The sequence below is a fragment of the Polynucleobacter sp. SHI8 genome (assembly GCF_027944005.1).
Lineage (GTDB): Bacteria > Pseudomonadota > Gammaproteobacteria > Burkholderiales > Burkholderiaceae > Polynucleobacter.
Map to the genome: position 1 here is coordinate 943,595 of NZ_AP027204.1, position 21,374 is coordinate 964,968.

18 protein-coding genes are annotated in these 21,374 nt (G+C 43.3%); 9 read left to right on the forward strand and 9 right to left on the reverse strand.

The genetic code is table 11. From position 1 onward, the window contains the following. Nucleotides 1-76 precede the first annotated feature (76 nt). Nucleotides 77-1,456 (forward strand): MmgE/PrpD family protein, encoded by a 1,380-nt coding sequence (locus QMN06_RS04795; RefSeq protein ID WP_281971399.1) that lies wholly within the window; start codon nucleotides 77-79, stop codon nucleotides 1,454-1,456. 2 nt (nucleotides 1,457-1,458) lie between these two features. Here QMN06_RS04795 and QMN06_RS04800 read toward each other — a convergent pair whose 3' ends face one another. After that, nucleotides 1,459-1,680: a hypothetical protein gene (locus tag QMN06_RS04800; protein WP_281971400.1), complete on the reverse strand. Its 222-nt coding sequence runs from the start codon at nucleotides 1,678-1,680 to the stop codon at nucleotides 1,459-1,461. 226 nt (nucleotides 1,681-1,906) lie between these two features. On the opposite strand from QMN06_RS04800, the gene QMN06_RS04805 reads away from it, so the two are divergent. After that, nucleotides 1,907-2,296: a hypothetical protein gene (locus QMN06_RS04805; protein WP_281971401.1), complete on the forward strand. Its 390-nt coding sequence runs from the start codon at nucleotides 1,907-1,909 to the stop codon at nucleotides 2,294-2,296. A gap of 30 nt (nucleotides 2,297-2,326) precedes the next feature. Next, nucleotides 2,327-3,421, forward strand: coding sequence for a YeeE/YedE family protein (locus tag QMN06_RS04810; RefSeq protein WP_281971402.1), 1,095 nt, complete (start codon nucleotides 2,327-2,329; stop codon nucleotides 3,419-3,421). Here the strand turns inward: QMN06_RS04810 and QMN06_RS04815 are convergent. Continuing rightward, nucleotides 3,418-4,308, reverse strand: a complete 891-nt coding sequence (locus QMN06_RS04815) for a dienelactone hydrolase family protein (RefSeq protein ID WP_281971403.1) — start codon at nucleotides 4,306-4,308, stop codon at nucleotides 3,418-3,420. The two genes, QMN06_RS04810 and QMN06_RS04815, sit on opposite strands and share 4 nt — an antisense overlap. Nucleotides 4,309-4,401: 93 nt before the next feature. Here QMN06_RS04815 and QMN06_RS04820 point away from each other — a divergent pair, with 93 nt between their 5' ends. Next, the gene (locus QMN06_RS04820) at nucleotides 4,402-5,253 is read left to right on the forward strand and encodes a hybrid sensor histidine kinase/response regulator (protein WP_281971405.1); all 852 of its coding nucleotides are present in this window, start codon (nucleotides 4,402-4,404) and stop codon (nucleotides 5,251-5,253) included. A gap of 9 nt (nucleotides 5,254-5,262) precedes the next feature. Here the strand turns inward: QMN06_RS04820 and QMN06_RS04825 are convergent, their stop codons facing one another. Together QMN06_RS04825 and QMN06_RS04830 are read right to left on the reverse strand one after the other, a co-directional pair. Beyond that, nucleotides 5,263-6,288: a GTP-binding protein gene (locus tag QMN06_RS04825; protein WP_281971406.1), complete on the reverse strand. Its 1,026-nt coding sequence runs from the start codon at nucleotides 6,286-6,288 to the stop codon at nucleotides 5,263-5,265. A 3-nt stretch (nucleotides 6,289-6,291) separates the two neighbouring features. Further along, a complete protein-coding gene (locus QMN06_RS04830) occupies nucleotides 6,292-7,533 on the reverse strand; it encodes a hypothetical protein (RefSeq protein WP_281971407.1) in 1,242 nt (413 codons plus the stop codon). A 115-nt stretch (nucleotides 7,534-7,648) separates the two neighbouring features. On the opposite strand from QMN06_RS04830, the gene QMN06_RS04835 reads away from it, so the two are divergent. The 3 genes from QMN06_RS04835 (at nucleotide 7,649) to QMN06_RS04845 (ending at nucleotide 9,489) form a co-directional block, all read left to right on the forward strand. Then, complete coding sequence (locus QMN06_RS04835; protein WP_281971408.1) at nucleotides 7,649-7,870, forward strand: hypothetical protein; 222 nt, start codon at nucleotides 7,649-7,651, stop codon at nucleotides 7,868-7,870. An 84-nt stretch (nucleotides 7,871-7,954) separates the two neighbouring features. Further along, entirely contained in the window at nucleotides 7,955-8,518 is a 564-nt protein-coding gene (locus QMN06_RS04840; RefSeq protein WP_348649142.1) for a VOC family protein, read from the forward strand. Beyond that, nucleotides 8,515-9,489: a tripartite tricarboxylate transporter substrate binding protein gene (locus QMN06_RS04845; RefSeq protein ID WP_281971410.1), complete on the forward strand. Its 975-nt coding sequence runs from the start codon at nucleotides 8,515-8,517 to the stop codon at nucleotides 9,487-9,489. The genes QMN06_RS04840 and QMN06_RS04845 overlap by 4 nt, the downstream gene beginning before the upstream one ends. A gap of 17 nt (nucleotides 9,490-9,506) precedes the next feature. Here the strand turns inward: QMN06_RS04845 and QMN06_RS04850 are convergent, their stop codons facing one another. From QMN06_RS04850 to trxA, 5 genes are all read right to left on the reverse strand, one after another. Further along, a complete protein-coding gene (locus QMN06_RS04850) occupies nucleotides 9,507-10,907 on the reverse strand; it encodes an MATE family efflux transporter (protein ID WP_281971411.1) in 1,401 nt (466 codons plus the stop codon). A gap of 15 nt (nucleotides 10,908-10,922) precedes the next feature. Further along, the gene (locus QMN06_RS04855) at nucleotides 10,923-12,662 is read right to left on the reverse strand and encodes a hypothetical protein (protein ID WP_281971412.1); all 1,740 of its coding nucleotides are present in this window, start codon (nucleotides 12,660-12,662) and stop codon (nucleotides 10,923-10,925) included. A 29-nt stretch (nucleotides 12,663-12,691) separates the two neighbouring features. Then, nucleotides 12,692-12,961 carry a type B 50S ribosomal protein L31 gene (locus QMN06_RS04860; protein ID WP_348649143.1) on the reverse strand — a complete coding sequence of 90 codons (270 nt, stop codon included), beginning with the start codon at nucleotides 12,959-12,961 and terminating at the stop codon, nucleotides 12,692-12,694. 130 nt (nucleotides 12,962-13,091) lie between these two features. Then, entirely contained in the window at nucleotides 13,092-14,354 is a 1,263-nt protein-coding gene (gene rho / locus QMN06_RS04865; protein WP_281971413.1) for a transcription termination factor Rho, read from the reverse strand. Nucleotides 14,355-14,590: 236 nt separating this feature from the next. Then, nucleotides 14,591-14,917 carry a thioredoxin TrxA gene (gene trxA, locus QMN06_RS04870; RefSeq protein WP_281971414.1) on the reverse strand — a complete coding sequence of 109 codons (327 nt, stop codon included), beginning with the start codon at nucleotides 14,915-14,917 and terminating at the stop codon, nucleotides 14,591-14,593. A gap of 128 nt (nucleotides 14,918-15,045) precedes the next feature. On the opposite strand from trxA, the gene QMN06_RS04875 reads away from it, so the two are divergent. Together QMN06_RS04875 and QMN06_RS04880 are read left to right on the forward strand one after the other, a co-directional pair. Beyond that, nucleotides 15,046-17,898 (forward strand): PD-(D/E)XK nuclease family protein, encoded by a 2,853-nt coding sequence (locus tag QMN06_RS04875; protein ID WP_281971415.1) that lies wholly within the window; start codon nucleotides 15,046-15,048, stop codon nucleotides 17,896-17,898. Next, entirely contained in the window at nucleotides 17,895-21,350 is a 3,456-nt protein-coding gene (locus QMN06_RS04880; protein WP_281971416.1) for a UvrD-helicase domain-containing protein, read from the forward strand. The genes QMN06_RS04875 and QMN06_RS04880 overlap by 4 nt, the downstream gene beginning before the upstream one ends. The last annotated feature ends 24 nt before the right edge of the window (nucleotides 21,351-21,374 follow it).

Consider the following 21,374-nt stretch of genomic DNA (forward strand, 5'->3'; position numbering starts at 1 on the left):
AGAATCTTTATTACAATCAATATGATTAATGTAAAGTTTTTAAAAAAATTAAATTAAAAGAGACAAATAAAAAAAGATGAAGAACACATCAAGCTCCTTTCCCTCCCAAGAACTATCCACCTTCGCTGCTAATTTACAAGCGCAGCATATTCCGCAAGACGTTTTTCGTAAAGCTGAGGATTTACTGGTGGATTGGGTCGGTTCAACTCTCGCAGGGAAGGGCGCTCGCGCCGTTGAAATCGTCAATCGCTTTACTAAGCAGATGGGACCTACTACGGGCCCCTCAGAAATCCTCATTGATCGCACGCACACCACACCGTATTTTGCCGCGATGGTCAATGCTGCCGCATCCCATGTGGTCGAGCAAGACGATGTGCATAATGCCTCGGTATTTCATCCAGCAACTGTCGTCTTTTCTCCCGCATTAGCTGTAGCGCAATCAATCAAGGCCAGTGGTGAAGAGTTTATGGTTGCATGCATTGCCGGCTATGAAGTTGGTATTCGTGTTGGAGAGTTTTTAGGGCGCTCGCATTACAAAGTCTTTCATACGACAGGAACTGCCGGCACGATTGCAGCTGCGGCAGCGGTCGGTCGTTTATTAAAACTATCCCCTGAGCAGATGTTGCATGCCTTTGGATCTGCAGGAACTCAAGCCGCAGGTTTGTGGGAGTTTTTAAAAGATGCTGCAGACTCCAAGCAATTACATACCGCCCATGCCGCAGGGGCTGGTTTGACAGCAGCCTATTTAGCTAAGGATGGTTTTACAGGAGCTAAAAAGATTTTAGAAGGCTCACAAGGGATGGCCGCTGGGATGTCGAGTGATTCAGATATAACAAAACTCACCGATCGTTTAGGTACTCGGTGGGCATTGGTCGAGACCTCCTTTAAATATCATGCCTCCTGTCGTCACACCCATCCAGCTGCAGATGCTTTATTACAGGTCATGCAGAATCATCACCTCAAGGTGGAAGAGATTGTTGAAGTTAAAACGCTTGTTCATCAGGGTGCAATTGATGTATTAGGGCCAGTGGTTAATCCAACAACAGTCCATCAATCGAAGTTTTCGATGGGGACTGTCTTAGCACTAGCAGCGCAGTATGGATATGCAGGCCTGAATGAATTCGAGCGCTATTTCAATCACCCACAGATCAAAGCATTATGTTCGCGCATCACCATGGAACTAGATCCTGAAGTAGACGCCGCATATCCCGCACGCTGGATTGGTAAAGTTACCGTTAAAACACAAGACGGCAGAATCCTCCATGGTCGAGTGGATGAGCCCAAGGGTGATCCAGGCAATACCTTATCCCGCGCCGAGATAGAAGAGAAGGCGATTCGATTAGCACTTTTTAGTGGTGCTGCCTCAGAAGCAGAAATGAAAACCCTTTTCACACAGCTGTGGAACATGACTAAAATTGATTGCGTGCAGTCAATACTGCCTACCTTCATGAATTAGTCCTAGGGTTGCCAAGGTTTCTTCTTGATTTTTGCTACTTTGACATTGGCAAATTGTCCAAACAGATGAGCCGCCATCATAGCGCTGACCATGAGGATGAGCGCAAACATGAAGTTGCCGATTGCCCAGGAGTAGCTCTCAATCATGAGATTTAAAATACCCGCAGCCACGTTAAAGAGGGCGGTGACTTTTAATGCATAGCTCAGCCAATGTAGATTCATCATTAATTTCCTTATAGAAAAAACCAACGACTTTAAGCGTTGATGAGTATGAGTAAACATATGGCGCTTATTCGAATCATGTGCCTAATAGACAAAAATTGCTATCACGATTTTCATGAATTTTTTATGATGATTTCATCAAAGCAATCTTGAACTTGAATTCCAATTTTTCAAGTCCTTTTTTAATTTGAAAATACTTCTATACTTGAAACATTCAAGAGGAAATAATATGCAAAAAAACGTTTGGATTATGCGAATGATGATGCTTGGAGTGAGTGTTATGTTACTCACGGCTTGTGTCTCTGCTGAAAAATATACCAAGATGATTAATCAATGGGTTGGTGTGGATGAAGACACCTTAATTGCCACTTGGGGTGCGCCAACAAGTAACTACCAAACCGATCAGGCCAAGTATTTGACTTATGAAAAAGTCCAACAAAATTACATTCCACCAACGCCGTCATCGGTGCAAGTGATTCGTCAAGGTGATGCCGTATTTACGCGCCCCATTCCAGGAAGCCCCGGATACTCCTATACCAGCGAATGTCGCACCACCTTTACGATTCAAAACAAGCGCGTCGTCAATGTGAACGCCACCGGCAATTCTTGCGTTTTATAGCCTAGCGAGGTGGGGTAGTAAAATACACAAATGGATCTTATACAACTCAAATACATCGTTCTCCTGAGTGCATTTTCGCTCGCCACAATTTTGGGCTTTGCCATGCAAAGAACCCAGTTTTGTTCCATGGGTGCCATCAGTGATGTCTTTGTTATGAAGTCTTGGAGTCGCGCTCGTCAGTGGTGTGTGGCACTCGCTATTGCCGTTATTGGGACCAGCTTGTTGTACTTGGGAGGGTGGATTGATATTCACCAAACCATTTACACCAATCCCAAATTATTATGGCTATCGCATCTGGTTGGTGGTCTTTTATTTGGGATTGGGATGTCGATTGCCTCTGGATGCGGGGCTAAAAATCTCGTCCGTTTAGGCGCAGGTAGCCTTAAATCCCTGGTGGTGTTACTCGTCATGGGCATCTTTGCGCAAATGACTTTGCGGGGAGTCTTTGGTGTCTTGCGCGTGAATACCGTTGATAGCATTTTCCTTCAATTACCGACCTATCAGGATCTCGGTTCCCTCCTCAGTCAGACATTGCCGTTTTCGATTCCCGTGATATCGCTTATGATCAGTATTGTATTTGCAGGAGTATTACTCGCCTTTGCATTCAAAGATCGACTTTTTCGTGATGAGGGGCAGTGGTGGGTAAGTATCCTTGTTGGAGTGGTAATTGTTGGTTTTTGGTTCATTTCTGGTCATTTAGGATTTGTGCCAGAGGATCCCAATACCCTAGAGCCTCTTTTTGTTGCCACCAATAGTGGACGCATGGAAAGTGCCTCGCTAGTTGCACCCATGGCTTATCTCTTGGATTATTTAACCCTATTCAGTGACACCTCTAAAACCATTAGCTTTGCCATTGTCATTGCGCTTGGCATTATTGCGGGATCGTGTCTAGGTGCAGTGTTACAAGGGCAGTGGCGACTCCAAGGCTTTTCAAATACCGCGGATACCCTCAATCACCTCGTTGGTGGCGCACTCATGGGGATTGGCGGCGTGACCGCTTTGGGATGTACATTTGGACAAGGCTTAAGTGGTATGTCCACCTTAGCCTTATCCTCATTTATAACCGTAGCCGCCATGATACTCGGCGTATTTTTGGGGCTACGGTATTTAGAGCGAACTGCTTAAACGCCTTTTTCTTTAAACCAAGCAACTGCCTTATCCCAGCCATCTGCTGCAGCTGCAGGCACATAACTTGGGCGATAGTCAGCATGGAAGGCATGACCTGCCGCAGAGTAGAGCACAAACTGTGACTGTTGTGCGGCGCGATTGGTTTTTTGTTTCACTAAAGCATCTTGCATCGTGGCAACCGTCGCAACGGAGATACCCGTATCTTTCGCGCCATATAAGCCTAATACAGGAGCTTTTAATTGCGTTGCTAGATCGATCGGGTGATTGGGGAAATTCGCCGATTTATCACCTGTTAAACGACCATACCAAGCAACCCCAGCTTTGAAACTTGGAAGGGATTCACAAGCCAACCAGACGATACGACCACCCCAGCAAAAGCCATTAATACCTACACGTGACATATTGCCACCATGCTCTTTTGCCCAGTTGAGAGTTTCTTTCACATCCGTCATGACTTGTTGATCAGGTGTTTTGGCCACGATATCGCTCTGAATCTGAGCGATTGTTGCAATTTGTTGTGGATTACCAGCACGGTAAAAGAACTCAGGAGCAATGGCTAAGTAACCTAGTTTGGCAAAGCGACGTGCCACATCGGCAATGTATTCATGCACACCAAAGATTTCGCTGACCACAATCATCACTGGCAAAGGGCCCTTGGCATTTTCTGGCCTTGCAACATAAATAGGTAATTTGGAGTCGCCATAGGCAACGGTTTCATCAGAACATTTCAGACCCTTAAAGTCAGTTTTAATCGCTTGCGCCATCACAGGAGCAGAAGCGACGGCATAACCAAGACCACCCAAAGCGGATGTTTTCATAAAGTCACGACGATTAAAAGAAGATTCTGGGATTAAGGCTTGCGTATCTTTAATAAAGTCATTCATAGGGATTCTCCAAAGTATTTTGATTTATTGTAATAAACATTTATATAATCTGTTATATATAAATGAAATTTCATAAATCAAGAGGATTCACCTTTGTCAAACAATCCAGTTGATGATGCATTCGATGCCTTTGCAGATGAGGCAAAGCCTAAAAAAGGCAAAGTATTAATTGCTGAAGATATCAAGACCAATCGCTTGATTCTTTCATCTTTACTTGAAACACTAGAAATTGAAAGTTTACAAGCGGTTGATGGCAAAGAAGCAGTTGAGATGTTTAAAGCCGACCCCACGATTAATTTTATTTTGATGGACGTCAAGATGCCCGTTATGGATGGCATAGAGGCAACGGTGGTGATTCGTGAGTGGGAAGAGATTAAAAAGCTGAGTGCGATTCCCATTATTGCCGTGACAGCATTCGATTTTGCTGAAGATATTAAACGTTGCATGGATGCTGGCATGAATGATGTCATGTTTAAACCAGCAGACTTAAAAACCTTAGCCAAAACAGTTGAAAAATACCTGAACATCAAAAAAATTGATCTCAGTGCATTGCAAACGAATAACTCCGAAATCAATTTAAGAAATTTAATTGAAAATCGTCAGGAAGAGATATTTAGTCAAGAGTGGTTAACGGCTTTTGTTTTGAATCACAAAAAACTCGCCAGTGTTTTACTGCATGGTGCGATGAATGACATGCCCAATTATTTCAAGTTATTACGTGAAGCCATTGAAGAGCAAAATTGGATTGAAACCAGAGCAGTCGTACATGTTTTAAAAGGATTGTTACGCCAAGTAGGTTCAGTGAGGTTATCCACGATCCTCAATGATCTCAATGGGCTCTTAAAAAGTGGTGGCACGATGGATCAACCTGCGTTTGAGACTATCCTCAAAGAGTATCAATTGCTCGAAGGCCAGTTACAAGACTGGCTAAAGAAAAACTCTTAATCACAATCATCAGAGGTTTAACAAGCGCACCGTATCAAATAAGTTTTTGATGAGTTGCGCATCGATATTGCGCGTAATAAACACCACTCTAGAGTCATGATCATCACTGGGCCAATGCTTCAGATGCACAGGCGGATGAAAGATATGTTGCACACCTTGTACCACGACGGGATTGCCTGAGACATTGACAATGCCTTTCATGCGCAGTAGATCAGGACCTCGCAGATTACTCAGTAAATCGAGGGCACTTGAGAAAGCCTCCCAGGTAAAAGGATCGTTAAAGCGTAACGACAGAGTTTGGATGCCCGAGTCATGTGCTTGGACAAACTTCCCTAAATACGCACCCGATTCTGACTCTTCGCCTAAAAAGGACAGGATCTTGCTGGAAGACTTCGTGGTAGATAAACCCAAGTTCATCAGTTCCAATGGTGAGACTTTGCCATTGGTAACTGGAATCATCGGTGCTGTGGTATTGAGTTCCCGAATGCTCCCCTGAATGGACTCTAAGGCAGAAGCTTCGATTAAATCAGATTTGGTTAAAAAGAGCTTATCGGCAATGGCAATTTGTTTGACGATTTCTTTTTGGGTCTTCACCATCGAGGGGAAATTGACGACATCGACTAAAGTCACCAAGCCATCAAACCGAAATTGTGCTTCTAATAAAGTATCACTGACTAAGGTTTGTAGAACTGGTGCTGGATCCGCAAGCCCCGTGGTTTCTATAATCACACGGTCAAAATCGAAGACTTCACCGACCGAGCGTTTGGCAAATAAATCCCGCAGCGTTTCTTGCATATCCGTACGCACTGAGCAGCAAATACAGCCATTCGATAAAAGCGAGATATTTTCAGTTGAGCTTTGTACTAGATCGTGATCAATACCGATTTCACCTACCTCATTGATCACTAGAGCCACCCGATTCATTTCTGGGTGACGAACTAATTGTGCAATCAGAGTTGTTTTACCACTACCCAAAAAACCAGTAATGATCGTTACTGGAATTTTGCTCGCGAGTACATCCCTCTGAAAATTCATGAGTTAAATATTCATCTCCAAGATGTACAGACCACCACTAAAACGATCCACACCATAGACGATGGCATTTTCATCGACATAGACATCATTGATTTGGACAGCACCTGCAGGAGAGAGTTTCGGAGCGCCAGGGACGTAGTAGGCGATTTCTTCCACACGGTAAGGATCCGTTGTATCAAATACACGGATACCACCATTAAAGAAGGTACCAATGATGATCGTATCGGAATAAAAAGATCCGGGAACAGGAAGATTCTCATGCAAGTTGTGCGCACCATAGCGACCTCCTCGTTGACTAAACACTTCCACTGGCGGCATTGGGAAGGTGGAGATCGAGAGAGGGTGTTTTTCATCACTACTATCGATGACCCAGACCAATTTTGGCCAATCGATGCCATCATCAAACACACACTCATCGCTCACAATCCATAAGTTACGATCAAATAAAGGCAGTACCGTATGGATGAAGCCATTCAGAGGTGGCGAGTGATTCCAATGAGAAACCACTTGAATATTTTTCATATCCGAAATATCTAATACAAAAGCACCGCCATCGATATAACCAACATAAGCACGGTTCGGTTCACGCGGGAACACATTGGTGTTATGCACACGATAGCCCGTATCAAATTTAGGATGACGCGGTGGAGGAGGGGCAGAGTCACCGACGCGAGTACCCGGATACCACCAGCGACCTGCTTCAACAGGATTTCTTGGATCGGACACATCTAAAATGCGGTAGAACTGATCATCTAATGGGTGAGTCGGTTCAAAATCCTCAGATCCAGAAGACATATGAATATATTTGCCATCCACAAACCATAAGGCGTGTACCCCGCGGGAGAATGGGCCTGAGCAGTCAAAGTGGGAGAGCAGTTGTGGATGTTCAGGATCGCTCACATCAAACAGATCGACACCTGCTGGTTTGAGCCCCACCGTTTGGGTTTGGTAAGCCACAGCGAGGATGTCCCCCCAAACATCTAAAGAGTTGGAGCGCAGTTGCATATGGGGCAAATCCGTTTGTACGATCAGCTTGGGATTCTTTGGATCTGTGACATCCACACCAGAGAAATTCTTCGGGGCAGATTCGTGGGCCAACCACATGATGCGGCGACCATCTTTGGTGATTTGTAAGCCCATTCCTTCACCTAAGCCACCAAAGCCACCTAATTCATGGTGAGCAAGAAGGGTCATATTACGCGAGAGAGTTTGGTCAGATTTGGCGCTGGCTTGTGGTGCTTGCATAGTAGTGTGTCTCTTTATAAAGGTTTTACCTAGTTCGTATTCAATACATCATGTGCTAGTATTTTACAAATAAAAAATGTAATCCATAAAAAATACTAAAAGTGGAGACTCCCTCTTGAAATTAACAGCCCTGATTGATGTTTTAGCTTCTTTAAAAAAATCGCATTTGATGCTTCAACCAGTAATATTTATTTTTGTATTATTGTTTGTTGGTGTCGTACAAGCACAAAACATTCCCCCTCTGCCGATACAAGTTATCGTTACTTATCCACCAGGTGGTAGTTCCGACATCATGACCCCTGTCGTAGGGCAAAAACTCGGAAAGTCATGGACTTAAGCTGTTGCGATCGAACTTGAGAAAGTCAAATACGCCATATTAATTAAAGACAACCATATCAAAGCTGATTAAAAAGAAATGACAATGACCACTTCACTCCCACAGGACGCATTGCAATTAAGTCATATGGGGTTTGCAGTACATGATATACAGAAGATGGCATCCTACTATCAAGAAGTACTGGATTTTAAGATCACCGATCAAGGACAATTGGGAGCGGTTAGCCTGGTCTTTTTATCGCGTAACGAAAAAGAGCACCATCAGATTGTGATGGCCAACGGTAGACCTGAACAACTCGCCTTCAATCCGATCAATCAGATTTCGTTTCGGGTACCGAATCTGGCCTACTTAAAAATGTTTCGCCAGCGTGCCTTGGCCAATGCTGGCACACATGATTTGGTGAGTATTTGTCATGGCAATGCCTTATCGATTTATTTTCGAGACCCCGAAGGTAACCGAGTTGAAATCTTTTTTGATACCCCTTGGTATTGTGAACAACCATTACGTGAAATAGTGGACTTTGACTTATCTGAAGAAGACATCATGCAAATCGCCTATCAAAGCGCCTCGTCTAGACCAGGCTTTTGTTCAAGAGAAGAGTGGTTGGCAAAGATGCACCTCAAAATGAATCCAGGAGAATCACATTGAAACGCTTATCGATTATTTTTTTAAGTTTAGGACTTAGTTTTTCATCCGCACTATGGGCACAAAAGCCCGCAGAATCTAATTGGCCGAATAAACCGATACGGATGTTGCTTGGTTATGCACCTGGTGGAGGTTCGGATATCGTAGCGCGCCTAGTGGCAAAAAGTCTTGGTGATCGCTTAGGACAAAACGTCTTGGTAGAAAATCACCCTGGTGCTGGCGGTACCATTGCTACCGATCTTGCGGCAAAAGCCAGCCCAGACGGCTATACCCTATATTTTGCACCGAGTGCTCATGCCAGTACTGCGGCCATTCGTCCCAAGCTCCCCTATGACCCCGTGAATGATTTTTCTTGGATCAGTATGGTCACCACCTATCCTATTGCGTTTACCGTATTGCCAGACTCTAAATTTAATAATTTAGCGGACTTCATTCAGGCTGCAAAAAATGAGCCAGGTAAATATACTTACTCATCCGTTGGCGTTGGATCAGCGATGCATCTCGTCGGTGAGTGGACCTTCTCAGAAGCCAAAGTCAATGTCGTGCATGTACCCTTTAAAGGTGGCACACAACCGTTTCAGGAGTTGTTAGGTGGTCGTGTAGACGTCATGATTGATACCATGACCTTGACCGCATCACTCCTCAAAGATAAACGCGTTAAGCTTTTAGCCACTACTGCACCTAAAGGTGCCAGTCCCGTTGCCAATGCGCAAACCGTAGCCGATTTGTATCCTGGAGTGACTTATGAGTCTTGGTTAGGTGTTTCTGGACCCCCGAATATGCCACCAGCGATCGTGGAGCGTTTAAATAAAGAGATTCGTTCGATTTCAAATGAACCAGAATTTAAACAACGCCTCATTGATTTTGGTGGCAAACCCTATGCCAGTTCCCCGATGGAATTTAAGGCAAGAGTTGCCAGAGATATTGAGAGCTTGTCTAAAGTAGCCCAGCGCCAAAACATCCGCCCTGAATAATTCACTTAGTAAATCACTTAGAGCGGCAGTTCCACACCTTTACGCTGAATACCGCGGGCGGTATATTTAAAGAGTGCCAGTAAAAAGCAGGCGGCAATGGCTAGACTGATACTATTACCCGTCCAAAATCCCGCCGCGCCATGGAAGTATTCAGGCACAAAGGATAGATGTTGGAAGGCCATTAAATAGCCACCAAGCAGTCCCACGCCCCACAAAGATCCCGCATAAATGAGCATTGGCCAGAAGGCTACACGATAACCCCGCAAAATAAATGCAGCGGTCACTTGCAAGGCATCTGCCATTTGATAGATAGCGATAAAGATAAATAATTTATGTGCCATGGCACGCGCTTCTGGTTTTGGTGAGTAAAGATCAAGTAAAAAGTCTTGAAAGAACCAAACCAGAATGCCTAAACCAACACTCACAGAAGTAATAAAAATCACCGCAGACCAACCCACTTCTTCAGCATTGCGTGTTTCTTTTGCACCAAGATGTTGGGCGATCACCGTCATCGTTGCAATCGACAAAGATAACGGAATCATATAAAGAACCGTGCCCATATTGGCAATAATTTGATGACCTGCTAAAACACTCGTACCGAATCGTGCAATAAAGAGTGCCATAAAAGCAAAAGAAGTTACCTCAATCAAATAACTAAAACCGATCGGCGCACCGAGTTTAAGGATGTTCCAAATTCTAGGCCAGTTTGGCAGACTAAATTTTGAAAATATGCCATAAGGTTGATAACTTTTTTGTGTGCAGATCAGTACCGTCACCGAGATTACCCAAAACCATTGCACGATGACAGAAGCCAAAGCACAACCAGGACCACCCATCGCCGGAATCCCAAAACCACCGAAGATAAATAAATAATTGAGCGGAATCTTTAAGCACAGACCGATGACTTGAAGTTTGGTAATGACCTTTGGTTTAGAGATCGCGTTATGCAATGCCATATAGGTACGCATGATCATCGTTCCAGGGGTGCCCCATGCCAGAATCTCCAGATAGAGCCGGGCTTTTGCTTCAATACTAGGAGAGACATCACCAAGAGCCAGAAACGGACCGGGATGGAGCAGCACAAAAATACCCACAACCGAAGTACACAAGGCGAGCCAAAGTGTTTGTCTCGTATCTTCACCGATCTCCGGGTATTTATTGGCACCATACAGTTGCCCACCAATCGCGTTCAGAGCTGACAAAATACCCGTAAGCCCGACATAAATACTAATAAAGATCGAAGAAGCCATACCCAAGGCTGCCAAATCATCGGTTGAGTATCGAGCGGCCATCGCCGTATCCATTACGCCAAAGGTAATCACCGCCAACTGACCTAAAAGAATCGGAATTGCTAGATCAAGAATTTTTGGAACATCTCGCTTTAAACGAGAGAAAATCGATGCTAAAGAAAAAGTCATGAAGTACCTAAGATGTTATTTCACTGAGTAAAGACGTAAACGTTCGTCTTTGTCACTATCACGACGATCTTCCCACAGTAAAGTTAAGCGTTGTTGATTGAGGATGGCTGAAGCCTTCGCTTCTTCTGCGGAGTGGGTGAGCATCAGATCACATTCTGGATCATCCTTTAAGGGCAATCTCGTGAAATATACAAATGATGCTAATTGCGAATCGCCTAAAAAGGAACTATCGATACACCGAAACTTGCTTGGCAGGGCTTTGGCAAAACGCTGTGCCACAGGTTGATAGGTTTTAGCGTAATTGATTGTCGGTAACCATAAAGTCATGAGAAGCACCCACATCAAGGTTGTGCCCGATGCAGAAATCACCAAACAACGCCAAATGACTTTAGGAGCTCGGGACATGCGCCAACGAATAATCAAAAACCAAATTGCGGTAATCATCATTGCAACGAGCAAATCCAAAGCATCGAACTTAGCTACGAATCCTGGTAAATAACGCGCTACATTATTAGCTGTAGCCTCAGGATAGCCAGTTAATTTAGCCAGCCAAATCATCCAAATAAAACCCGCAACTACCGTAAATGAGAGTAGGGAGAGCCAATCAATAAAGCTGATTAAACCGCGACGTAAAAAAGGTAAACCAAAAGCAGCCAAAATCGACATCGCTGGAATGAGGAGCATCAGATAGCGCTCACTCAAGTCTTGATTAAATAAAAACAGAATCAGTTCCGCTAATAAGATCAATCCAGGAATAATGAGATGAGAAGCATTAAGACCTGCGCGACCATTTTTGGTCCAAATATAAATACTCCAAAAACACAGAGGCCAAACAGGCCAGGTATAACTCCAAAAGTTAATTCCCAAGAACTCAAGACTATTGAGAGTAACGAACCCATGAAATTGATAGATTCCCCACCAAACATCCATGGCTTCATGAATGCGATCTGCAGGAGCATGGTTGAGTGTCCACAGAATCGGCCAAAGACTGAGCATCAGACCAAAAGCAGTTAGCAGAGGGGCGACCCAAGCATAAACAATGTTCTTTTTACGAAGATGAAAACTCACCAGACTTGCAAGACATAACAGAATAGCCGTCCAAAGATTTCCGGATAAGGCAATCACCCCAAGAGCAGTACCGGCAATAGAGCCCCCCTGAATCGGTTTATCAAAGCCTCGCATGGAGCCATAGAGTAAGAGACTAATACCGAGCAGTTCGACAATCAGAGGTGACGCCTCATGTACCCGAATCGCCAGACCAATACAGGCTAGGAAGATTAATAAAGCACCATCCGCAATCGTTTTGCCATATTCTTTTGGCGTTGGTTCACCACCAAATGCAAATGCCATCGGTTGAACCTCACTGCGACGCGCCAATAAGTAGGTGGCATACCAAATAAGTAATGTAGTGCCTAAAAAGCACAAACCAGAGATTAAACGAGCGGCATTGATCTCACCAATGATCGGCCCCAAGTAATGAATCGATAAGCCACCAATCCAATAAGGCAAAGGTGGCCCCGCAATCGCATCACGACCAGAAATATGAGGGAAGAGCCAATCTTGTAGATTGCCATGTGCCATGGTCCACATGACACCAAAACCCTCCGCATCATCATTTTTCCAAGGGTCATGAGAAAACAGACCAGAGAGGGCATACACCAGTGTTAGTGCCACCATAATAATGCGGGGCATACTGGCGGTTGCTGCAGCAGATAATTTGAGGGTTTTATTCATAGTAACAAAAAAGGCAGCCATCCGGCTGCCTTTGTTTGGTTATCCAATCATTACTTAGCAGTAGCTTTACCACTAGCTTTGGAGCCGAATTTTTGTTTGAACTTCTCAACACGACCTGCGGTATCCATAATCTTTTGGGTACCCGTATAAAAGGGATGTGATTCAGAAGAAGTTTCAATTTTTGAAAGAGGATACTCTTTACCGTCTTCCCACTTGATTGTTTCACGAGTAGAAATCGTAGAGCGAGTTTTAAAGCTGAAATTGTTTGATACATCAACAAACACAACTTCTCTGTAATCTGGGTGAATACCTGGTTTCATGATAGTTCCTTAAATGATGAGGTAGCCATTGCAAAGGTCAACTGACACAATCCAATACTTTCCCACGAAAACGATAATTATGACATAAAACTACACAAAAAGGCAGTTTTATGCCAAAAAACTGACCTAATTAGCCTCCGCGACGCATTAAGTCGAAGAATTCCGCATTATTTTTAGTCGATTTGAGTTTATCAACGATAAAGTTCATCGCTTCGATGTCATCCATATCGGCGAGTAATTTACGCAAAATCCACACTTTTTGCAAAATATCTGGTTTGATCAAGAGTTCTTCACGACGAGTACCGGACTTATTGAGGTTAATCGCAGGATAGACACGACGTTCCGCTAAGCGACGCTCTAAGTGCACCTCTAAGTTACCCGTACCTTTAAATTCTTCATAGATCAAATCATCCATACGGCTACCAGTTTCAATTAGAGCTGTAGCGATAATCGTGAGTGATCCACCTTCTTCGATATTACGGGCTGCACCAAAGAAACGTTTTGGACGTTGCAGCGCATTTGCATCCACACCACCAGAGAGCACTTTTCCGGAAGAAGGTACGACCGTATTGTAGGCACGAGCTAAACGCGTAATAGAGTCAAGCAAAATAATCACATCTTTTTTCATTTCCACGAGACGTTTAGCTTTTTCGATCACCATTTCAGCAACTTGCACGTGACGCACAGCAGGTTCATCGAAGGTAGAGGCAACCACTTCACCGCGCACGGAGCGCTGCATTTCGGTGACTTCCTCAGGACGCTCATCGACAAGTAACACAATCAAAATAGCGTCAGGATGATTGGTAGAGATTGCATGGGCGACGTGTTGCATCATGACCGTCTTACCGGATTTAGGCGAAGCAACAATTAAGCCACGCTGACCAAAACCGATTGGGGAGATCATATCGATGATACGACCCGTTAAATTTTCTTCCGCCTTAATATCGCGCTCCAAATGCATTGGACGATCAGGATGAAGCGGCGTTAAGTTTTCAAACATGATCCGGTTCTTCAGTGCTTCCGGAGCGATGTCATTGACCTTATCTACTTTGACAAGAGCAAAGTAGCGTTCACCTTCTTTTGGTGTTCTGACTTCACCTTCTACGGCATCACCCGTATGCAGATTAAAACGACGAATCTGGGCAGGGGAGATATAAATATCATCAGGGGAGGCAAGATAGGAAGATTCAGGGGATCTTAAGAAACCAAATCCATCTGGCAGCACTTCTAAAACACCATCACCAAATACCGTTTCGCCATTTTTGGCACGATTCTTCAGAATCGCGAACATCAGTTCTTGTTTACGCATCCTTTGGGTATTTTCAATTTCAAGGGAGGCGGCCATTTCTAAAAGTTGAGAAACGTGCAGAATTTTTAATTCAGTTAGTTGCATAGTCTGGAGTAGTTGTAGTGATTAAAGAATTGCCATATTGAGATTGGCTAGATGAGAGAGGGTTGAGAAACTATAAATATAAAACACCAATAATAAGAGGGGGAGGTAGCCGAATGGCAACAGGTAGACTTAAATTAACATCACACTTAAATCTATGTTTGAGATGATTCTAACACTATAAATTCAATAGCTACAAATTTCCCCCACTAAAAAACAACAGTAGGGGAATGGTTGTTTTACAAATGGGAGTCTAAAAATGCTGTTAATTGTGATTTTGCGAGAGCACCGACTTTTTGCGCAGCGATTTCGCCATTCTTAAACAGGATCAAAGTAGGGATACCACGAATCCCAAATTTTGCTGGAATCTCTTGATTTTCATCAACATTAATTTTTGCAATTTGAATTTTGTCACCATATTCTTTTGCCACTTCTTCCAGAATTGGGGCAATCATTTTGCAAGGGCCGCACCATTCCGCCCAAAAGTCTAATAAGACGGGCTTACCGGCTTGAACGACATCGGTTTCAAATGAACTGTCTGTGATATGTTTAATTGCTTCGCTCATGATGCTTCCTTCATTATTATTTAAAAGTAATACGAAATACTTGTAAGATAAGAGTTAGATTTATTTAACTATATTGAATATCTTAACCTAAAACACTTTAATTCTCTCGCTAGAAAAATATTTTTAATATGTCATTGATAGAAAGAAGTGTCTTAGCGCATCATGGTGCATTGCAAGATGTGGCAAAAGCAATCTGGGCGCATGCACAGCAATGTGGTCAATCACCCATTGTTTTAACATCGACTTCAGGCCCCATTACCGATCTACGAAAACTACTCGAAACATCTAGGCCGACTGCGATTGATCCGAAGATTGCCTTTTTACCCAAAATACTCAGTGTGTCTGATTGGTTGGAAAAAACACCGAGTTTGCTCACACTTCCCCCAGTCCTCAGTTCTTTGCAGCGATGGGAAAAAGTGTATGGTGAGCTTGCAAAGCATCCCAAAATTCAACGTCAGTTTGGCGTCATTGGCGAAGGTGGACGATGGGCGTTGACCAAAGCGATTGTGCAGGCATGTGATTTTTTAACACAAGCCAATATTGCCTTTGCTCCCCCAAAACCCCAGCATCAAGATCAAACCTACGAACACGTGCAAGCGCAATTAGATGCCATCATTCATCAGGCTTATAAAAATGATACGGCATATGCTAATGAAGAAGGGCAACTTATTTTTGCCTTTTGGAAATACCTCACACGTACAGAAGATTCTTTGGTGCGAGAGCGCATGGCATATCAATATCGTCAACAAGAACTTGCAACAGCAAACCCACCACCCCTCGTGTGGTTAGACATGGCAACACCAACCAAAACCGTACAGACTATTCAAGCTGAATTCTTAAATGCGTATGCTCAGCATCAAGCAGTACTTAAGATTGGGATCAATTGGCAACAAAGTGCCTTATGGCCAGAGTGCATCACAAAAACAACCAGTGACTTTGACGCCGCAACTATTGCACAAATACAAACGAATCGTCAGAAACATCAACAGCCAACATGGCGCATCATCAAACAGCCAAATTTTGAGAAGATGGCCTGGGCGGCACTTGCGTGTATAGAAGAGCACATCCAACATGAACGAAACGACATTGCTATCGTTGCCCAAGATCGATTAGTTGCAAGAAGAGTACGAGCGTTGCTGGCGCGTTATGGCGATCGCATCTCCATCAAAGACCCCACCGGTTGGAAACTCGCCACTACCAGTGCGGCAGCAGCGGTGCAGAGTTATCTGCAACTGATTGCTAGTTCTGAAGGGCCGAGTCTTGTGACCTTCATTGGTTTTTTAAAAAATCCGATGCTGGATTGGCAAGTCTTGCTTGCAGCACATACACAAAATCAAACCATCGATCATCTTGATTTTTCGTGGTGGATGGAAAGTCGACTCTTAGCGAACCAAGTCGGAATAGGGTGGCAAGAGTTACAGTCCGCTTTTGCACAAGAGAGTAGACATGATGAACATTCACAGAGTGCGGATTATCGCCAGATTGCTCAGGCAATACTCACCCAATTACAAAGTTTTAGTATTGCTTGGCAAAATTCACAATCCACTAGTCAAGAATGGGTGGATCGATTAAAGGAGCATTTAGACAGTTTTGGCATGATTGATACCTTAACCGAAGATGAAGCAGGTCAAAGTTATTTGAACATGTTGGATGAGTTACGTGAATTACAAGAAGAAACTCTAAAGAATAGCGCATGGACGAGTCTTTTAGATCAGTGGATTGATCAAGCATCCTATACCCAAAAATCCCCCAAAAAATCCGTCAATATTTCTTTTATTACCTTATCCGCGATTCGTTTTCATCATTATTCAGCCGTGGTGTTTATAGGTTGTGATGCAAAGCAGTTGCCAAGTAATAAAGATTACGGCTCCATCTTTTCAAGGGCGATGTTAAAAGAGCTTGATCAAGATTTACCAGAAGCAGAGTACATTCAACAAGCCAGAGATCTCTCGCAGTTACTCACCACCCATGCACATGTCGATTTGTTATGGCAAGAGTATCAACAAGCACAAGAAAAAAACCGCATATGTCCTTGGTTAGCAAGATTGCAAATCGACATGCCTTCTTTAGATAAATCGATTGCTATTTATGAAGGTGATGAACAAAGTCAACCCCAACCCCAATCGAGCACACCGATTCTCTTGCCAGGGCTATTACCCAACAAACTCAGTCCAAGTGCATATAAAGCCTTGCGCGCTTGCCCATATCAATTTTATGTATCGTATGTATTGGGACTAAGGTCCCCGAAAGCTTTACAAGATCCATCTGAGTTTGGGCAAATTGGGAGTGCCTTGCATGCCATCTTGCACCAGTTTTATCAAGAGTATCAACAACAAACATTTTCAGACCCAATCAGTCAGCGTCAATGGATGATGGATCATTTGGAAGGAATTTCAAAAGAGCAGTGGAAAATTCTTATCGAACAAAATGGGCAATTATTTGCAGATCAACAAAAGTGGTTCAAACAAATTGAGTCTTTAGTGGATTGGCAATTGGACCTAGAAAAGAACAGCTTTACATTTGTAGAATCAGAAAAAGACGTAGAGTTTAAGTTGCAACTGAGTAGTGGTGAATTAATTACCATTTATGGTCGGGTAGATCGTGTGGATAGCAATGATAATTCAGAGCTACAAGTTTGGGACTATAAATTGAAAGATGGTAAAGATTTAAAAATATTTAATAAGCATCTCTGGGATAATCCGCAGATCTTGATCTACAGTAAAGCTCTTTCGGAGACCCATCATTACCGCCATCAAAATGTGAAGCAGGCGGGTTGGGTCAGTTTACGAGAAGCGAAAGAAGCACAAAGAGACTTCAAGTTGGCTGTCACTCCAGACATCTTAGATAAGATGGAAAATCAAATCCGTGAGGATCTGGATCAAGTTTGGACAGGTATAGCCATGCCAGCGAATGGCCCTCAGCAGGTTTGTAAGTATTGTGATGCACGTGGCATTTGCAGAAAAGGAATGTGGGAAGCATGATTGACGAACTGACCAAAATTTCCTGTGACCCTAAAGAATCTGTTGTGGTGGAGGCCTGTGCAGGTAGTGGTAAAACTTGGCTGCTTATTTCTAGGATCTTTCGCTTACTCTTGATAGGTGTTAAACCAAGTCAAATTTTAGCTATCACATTTACTCGCAAAGCCGCGCAGGAGATGAATGATCGTTTGGCCACACTTCTATTAGAGATGCATCAAAAACCAGATGCCGAAGTCCTCCAAGAGTTAATGATTCGGGGCTTAAGTGCAGAAGAAGCTCAGCAACAATTACCCCATGCTAGAGCCCTATATGAAGAAGTATTAACTCAGCCCCAAGTGATTGCCATGGAAACCTTCCATGGTTGGTTTAGCAGAGTGAGCTCAGCTGCACCAATTACCTCTGGCATTGTCAATCAAGGAAGTCTTAGAGAAGATCGACAACGCTTATTAAAAGAAGCGATGGCCGATTGGTGGAAGCAACTTGGTGCTGGCGAAGGTGAGTTTGCAATACTACAAGAACATTACTTACGCCTATTGGAATTGATTTCTAAAAAAACAGCTGACGCGTTTTTAGAGGGTCCTTCGAGTATTTTGGAGCAATTGAGCGCTTGGCAACAGTATGTGGATTCGTTACCAGGAGGTAAAGATCCACTACAAATGCTAGAAGAAAAATTACCTCTTTTGCATCAACCAAGTCCTTGTCACAATTTACAAGACGAAACTCAATTTGATTGGCAAGGTTTACGAACATGCTATCAATGGTATTCGCAAAGTTTGGCTAGTAACGATGTGAAGCTAACAATACCCCTAAGACAATTATTAGATGCTCAACAAGCAGGAGCTCAGGAAGAAACTTTAATCCATCTGCTCAAGTCGGCATTACTTAATAAAACAGCACCTCACAACCCAAAACCGGTTGTCTTAAATTGTTCTACAGCTTTAAATAATATTTTGACAGATGCCGGACGAGCAGATTTGCAGACTGAAATTCCAAGGCTATTTAGAGTTTGGCTTGATTTACTGGATAGATATAAAGATTGGCAAAAAGAACAAAACCTTTATCAACTCAATCAGTCATGGATCATCTTAGGAACCTCGATTGCGAACCACTTCCGAGAATATAAAAAGAATCACCGCATTCTGGACTTCAATGATCTTGAGATGAATGTCGCGCAGTTATTAAAAGATGAAGTGCTTGCGAGTTATATTCAAGTAAGGCTCGATGCCAAATATAAACATATCTTGATTGATGAGTTTCAGGACACGAATCCTACCCAATGGATGATTCTGAAAGCTTGGTTAAGTGGGTATGGCACAGCAGGAGACCTGCCGAAAATATTTGTGGTGGGGGATCCTAAGCAGTCCATTTATCGTTTTCGTAAAGCAGATGCACGCTTATTTAAAGCCGTACAAGATTTCCTGCAAAAGGATTACAAAGCAAAACTACTCAATAAAGACGATACAAGACGCAATCCACCGGCTGTTGTTCAAGCCGTCAATCAAGTCTTTACCCAAGTGAAAGAACAAATTCCCGATTACCGGTTTATCAATCATCAAACCCTCTGGAAGAACCATCCAAAGACGCCTCTCGATACAGAGGTATTTTGCCTAGAGCTGATACCCAAGATTGGCACAGAAACTGCTTCTGAAAACAGAAATCCATTTCAGGAAGGGCTATTAGATAGCACCCGAGGAGCAGCCGCACAGCAAAACTTAATGGAAGCCAAACAAGTCGCTAGCATCATCCGTCATTGGTTAGCCACCAAATACGTAAAAGATGATCAGAGTGAATCAGGAGTTCGAACAGCGAACCCAAGTGATTTTTATATTCTAGTCCGCAACAAAACCCATGTCCTAGAAATGGAGACAGCCCTGAGGATCTATGGACTGCCATATCAAAGTCCCCGTAAGGGCGGATTATTGCAAACCTTAGAGGCAGCCGATATTCGTGCGCTCCTCAATGTATTACTCACTCCGAGTAATAATTTGGCTCTGGCTCAAGTATTGCGAAGTCCGATATTTTCCTGCGATGAGCAACAGTTACAACAATTAGCGAGTTTGGCGAATAAGCAATCTTGGTGGAATCATCTAGAGCATATTCCGCAAGAAAATATGCAAAAAGCGCATCGCTTACTGAATCGTTGGCGAGGACTTGCGAATCACATGCCAGTACATGATTTACTCGATTGTATCTATGAAGAGGGTGAGGTGTATAAAAATTACACCAGAGTTTGCCCGCCGCTGATGCATACCAAGGTGCTTGCGAATCTAGAAGCGTTTTTGAAGCTGGCATTAGATACCAATGGCGGAAGATATCCATCCTTAAGTCGATTGATTGAAGAGTTACAAATACTCACGAAGGGATTGGAAACCGAAACTCCCGATGAGGGGGAAGTACTAGAAGCGAGTGATGAAGAAGACGATGAGGATATAGAGGCGGATCAAACCGCTATTAAGATCATGACCATTCATGCGGCGAAGGGATTGGAAGCCCCATTTGTGTTTTTAATGAATACCAACTATGTTCCATCAGAAAAAGACAGTACCGGTGTTTTAATGGATTGGCCCACCAATCAAAATGCACCAAACCTCATGTTCGCTTATCAAAAAGACGGCTTGAATACCATCCTACAGCCGATAAAAGACGAAGAGAACCAAATTGCACAAAGAGAAAATGCCAATTTACTCTATGTGGCCATGACTCGTTCGAAACAAAGTTTTGTGGCATGTGGCAATGGTGATTTAAAAGATAAATCTTGGTATGCACTGATGATGAGGGCGCAAATAGCCGTTAAGTCCATCGCGGATATTGTGCCTGAAGAAGAACATCTCCCGATAGCAATCCAAGCAACATCTATTGTCAATGACACTCGGTTGAAGTTCCCGGAGATTCCAAAGATACCATTCAAAGATGTGCCGCAAGTTCAGGATGAAGAGAATAAAACCTTTGAAGAAACCAATCAATCAAGTACCCAAGAAAACAAACCGAAGCAAGAGATCCTGGCCTTAGGAACTTGGGTGCACTGGTTTCTTGAGCAAACTACCCAAGAACCTATCCATGGTGAGATAAGTTTCGAGATCCTCCAGAAAATGGCGACAGGGCAAAAAGCACCTACAGATATAACTATCAAGGCGATACCCATTGTGCAGAAGATTCTGAATACGGACCATTTAAAAGATTATTTTTATGGCCACCACATTGTGGCTATTTGGAATGAATTAGAAATGATTGGTGAAGGAGGAGTTTTATTCAAAATCGATCGATTAGTAGAGCTAGAAAATGAACTCGTGATCTTGGACTATAAGTTAACGATTCCAGAAGAGAGTACTGAGTTCTTTAATAAATATCACAATCAACTCAAAAATTACCAAGCATTAGTGAAGAAACTTCGCCAAGATAAGCCAGTACGAGCTGTACTTGTAGATCAACATGCCAATGTCAAAGAAATTGTATAAAGTAGTGCTATTCAATCAGGGGAG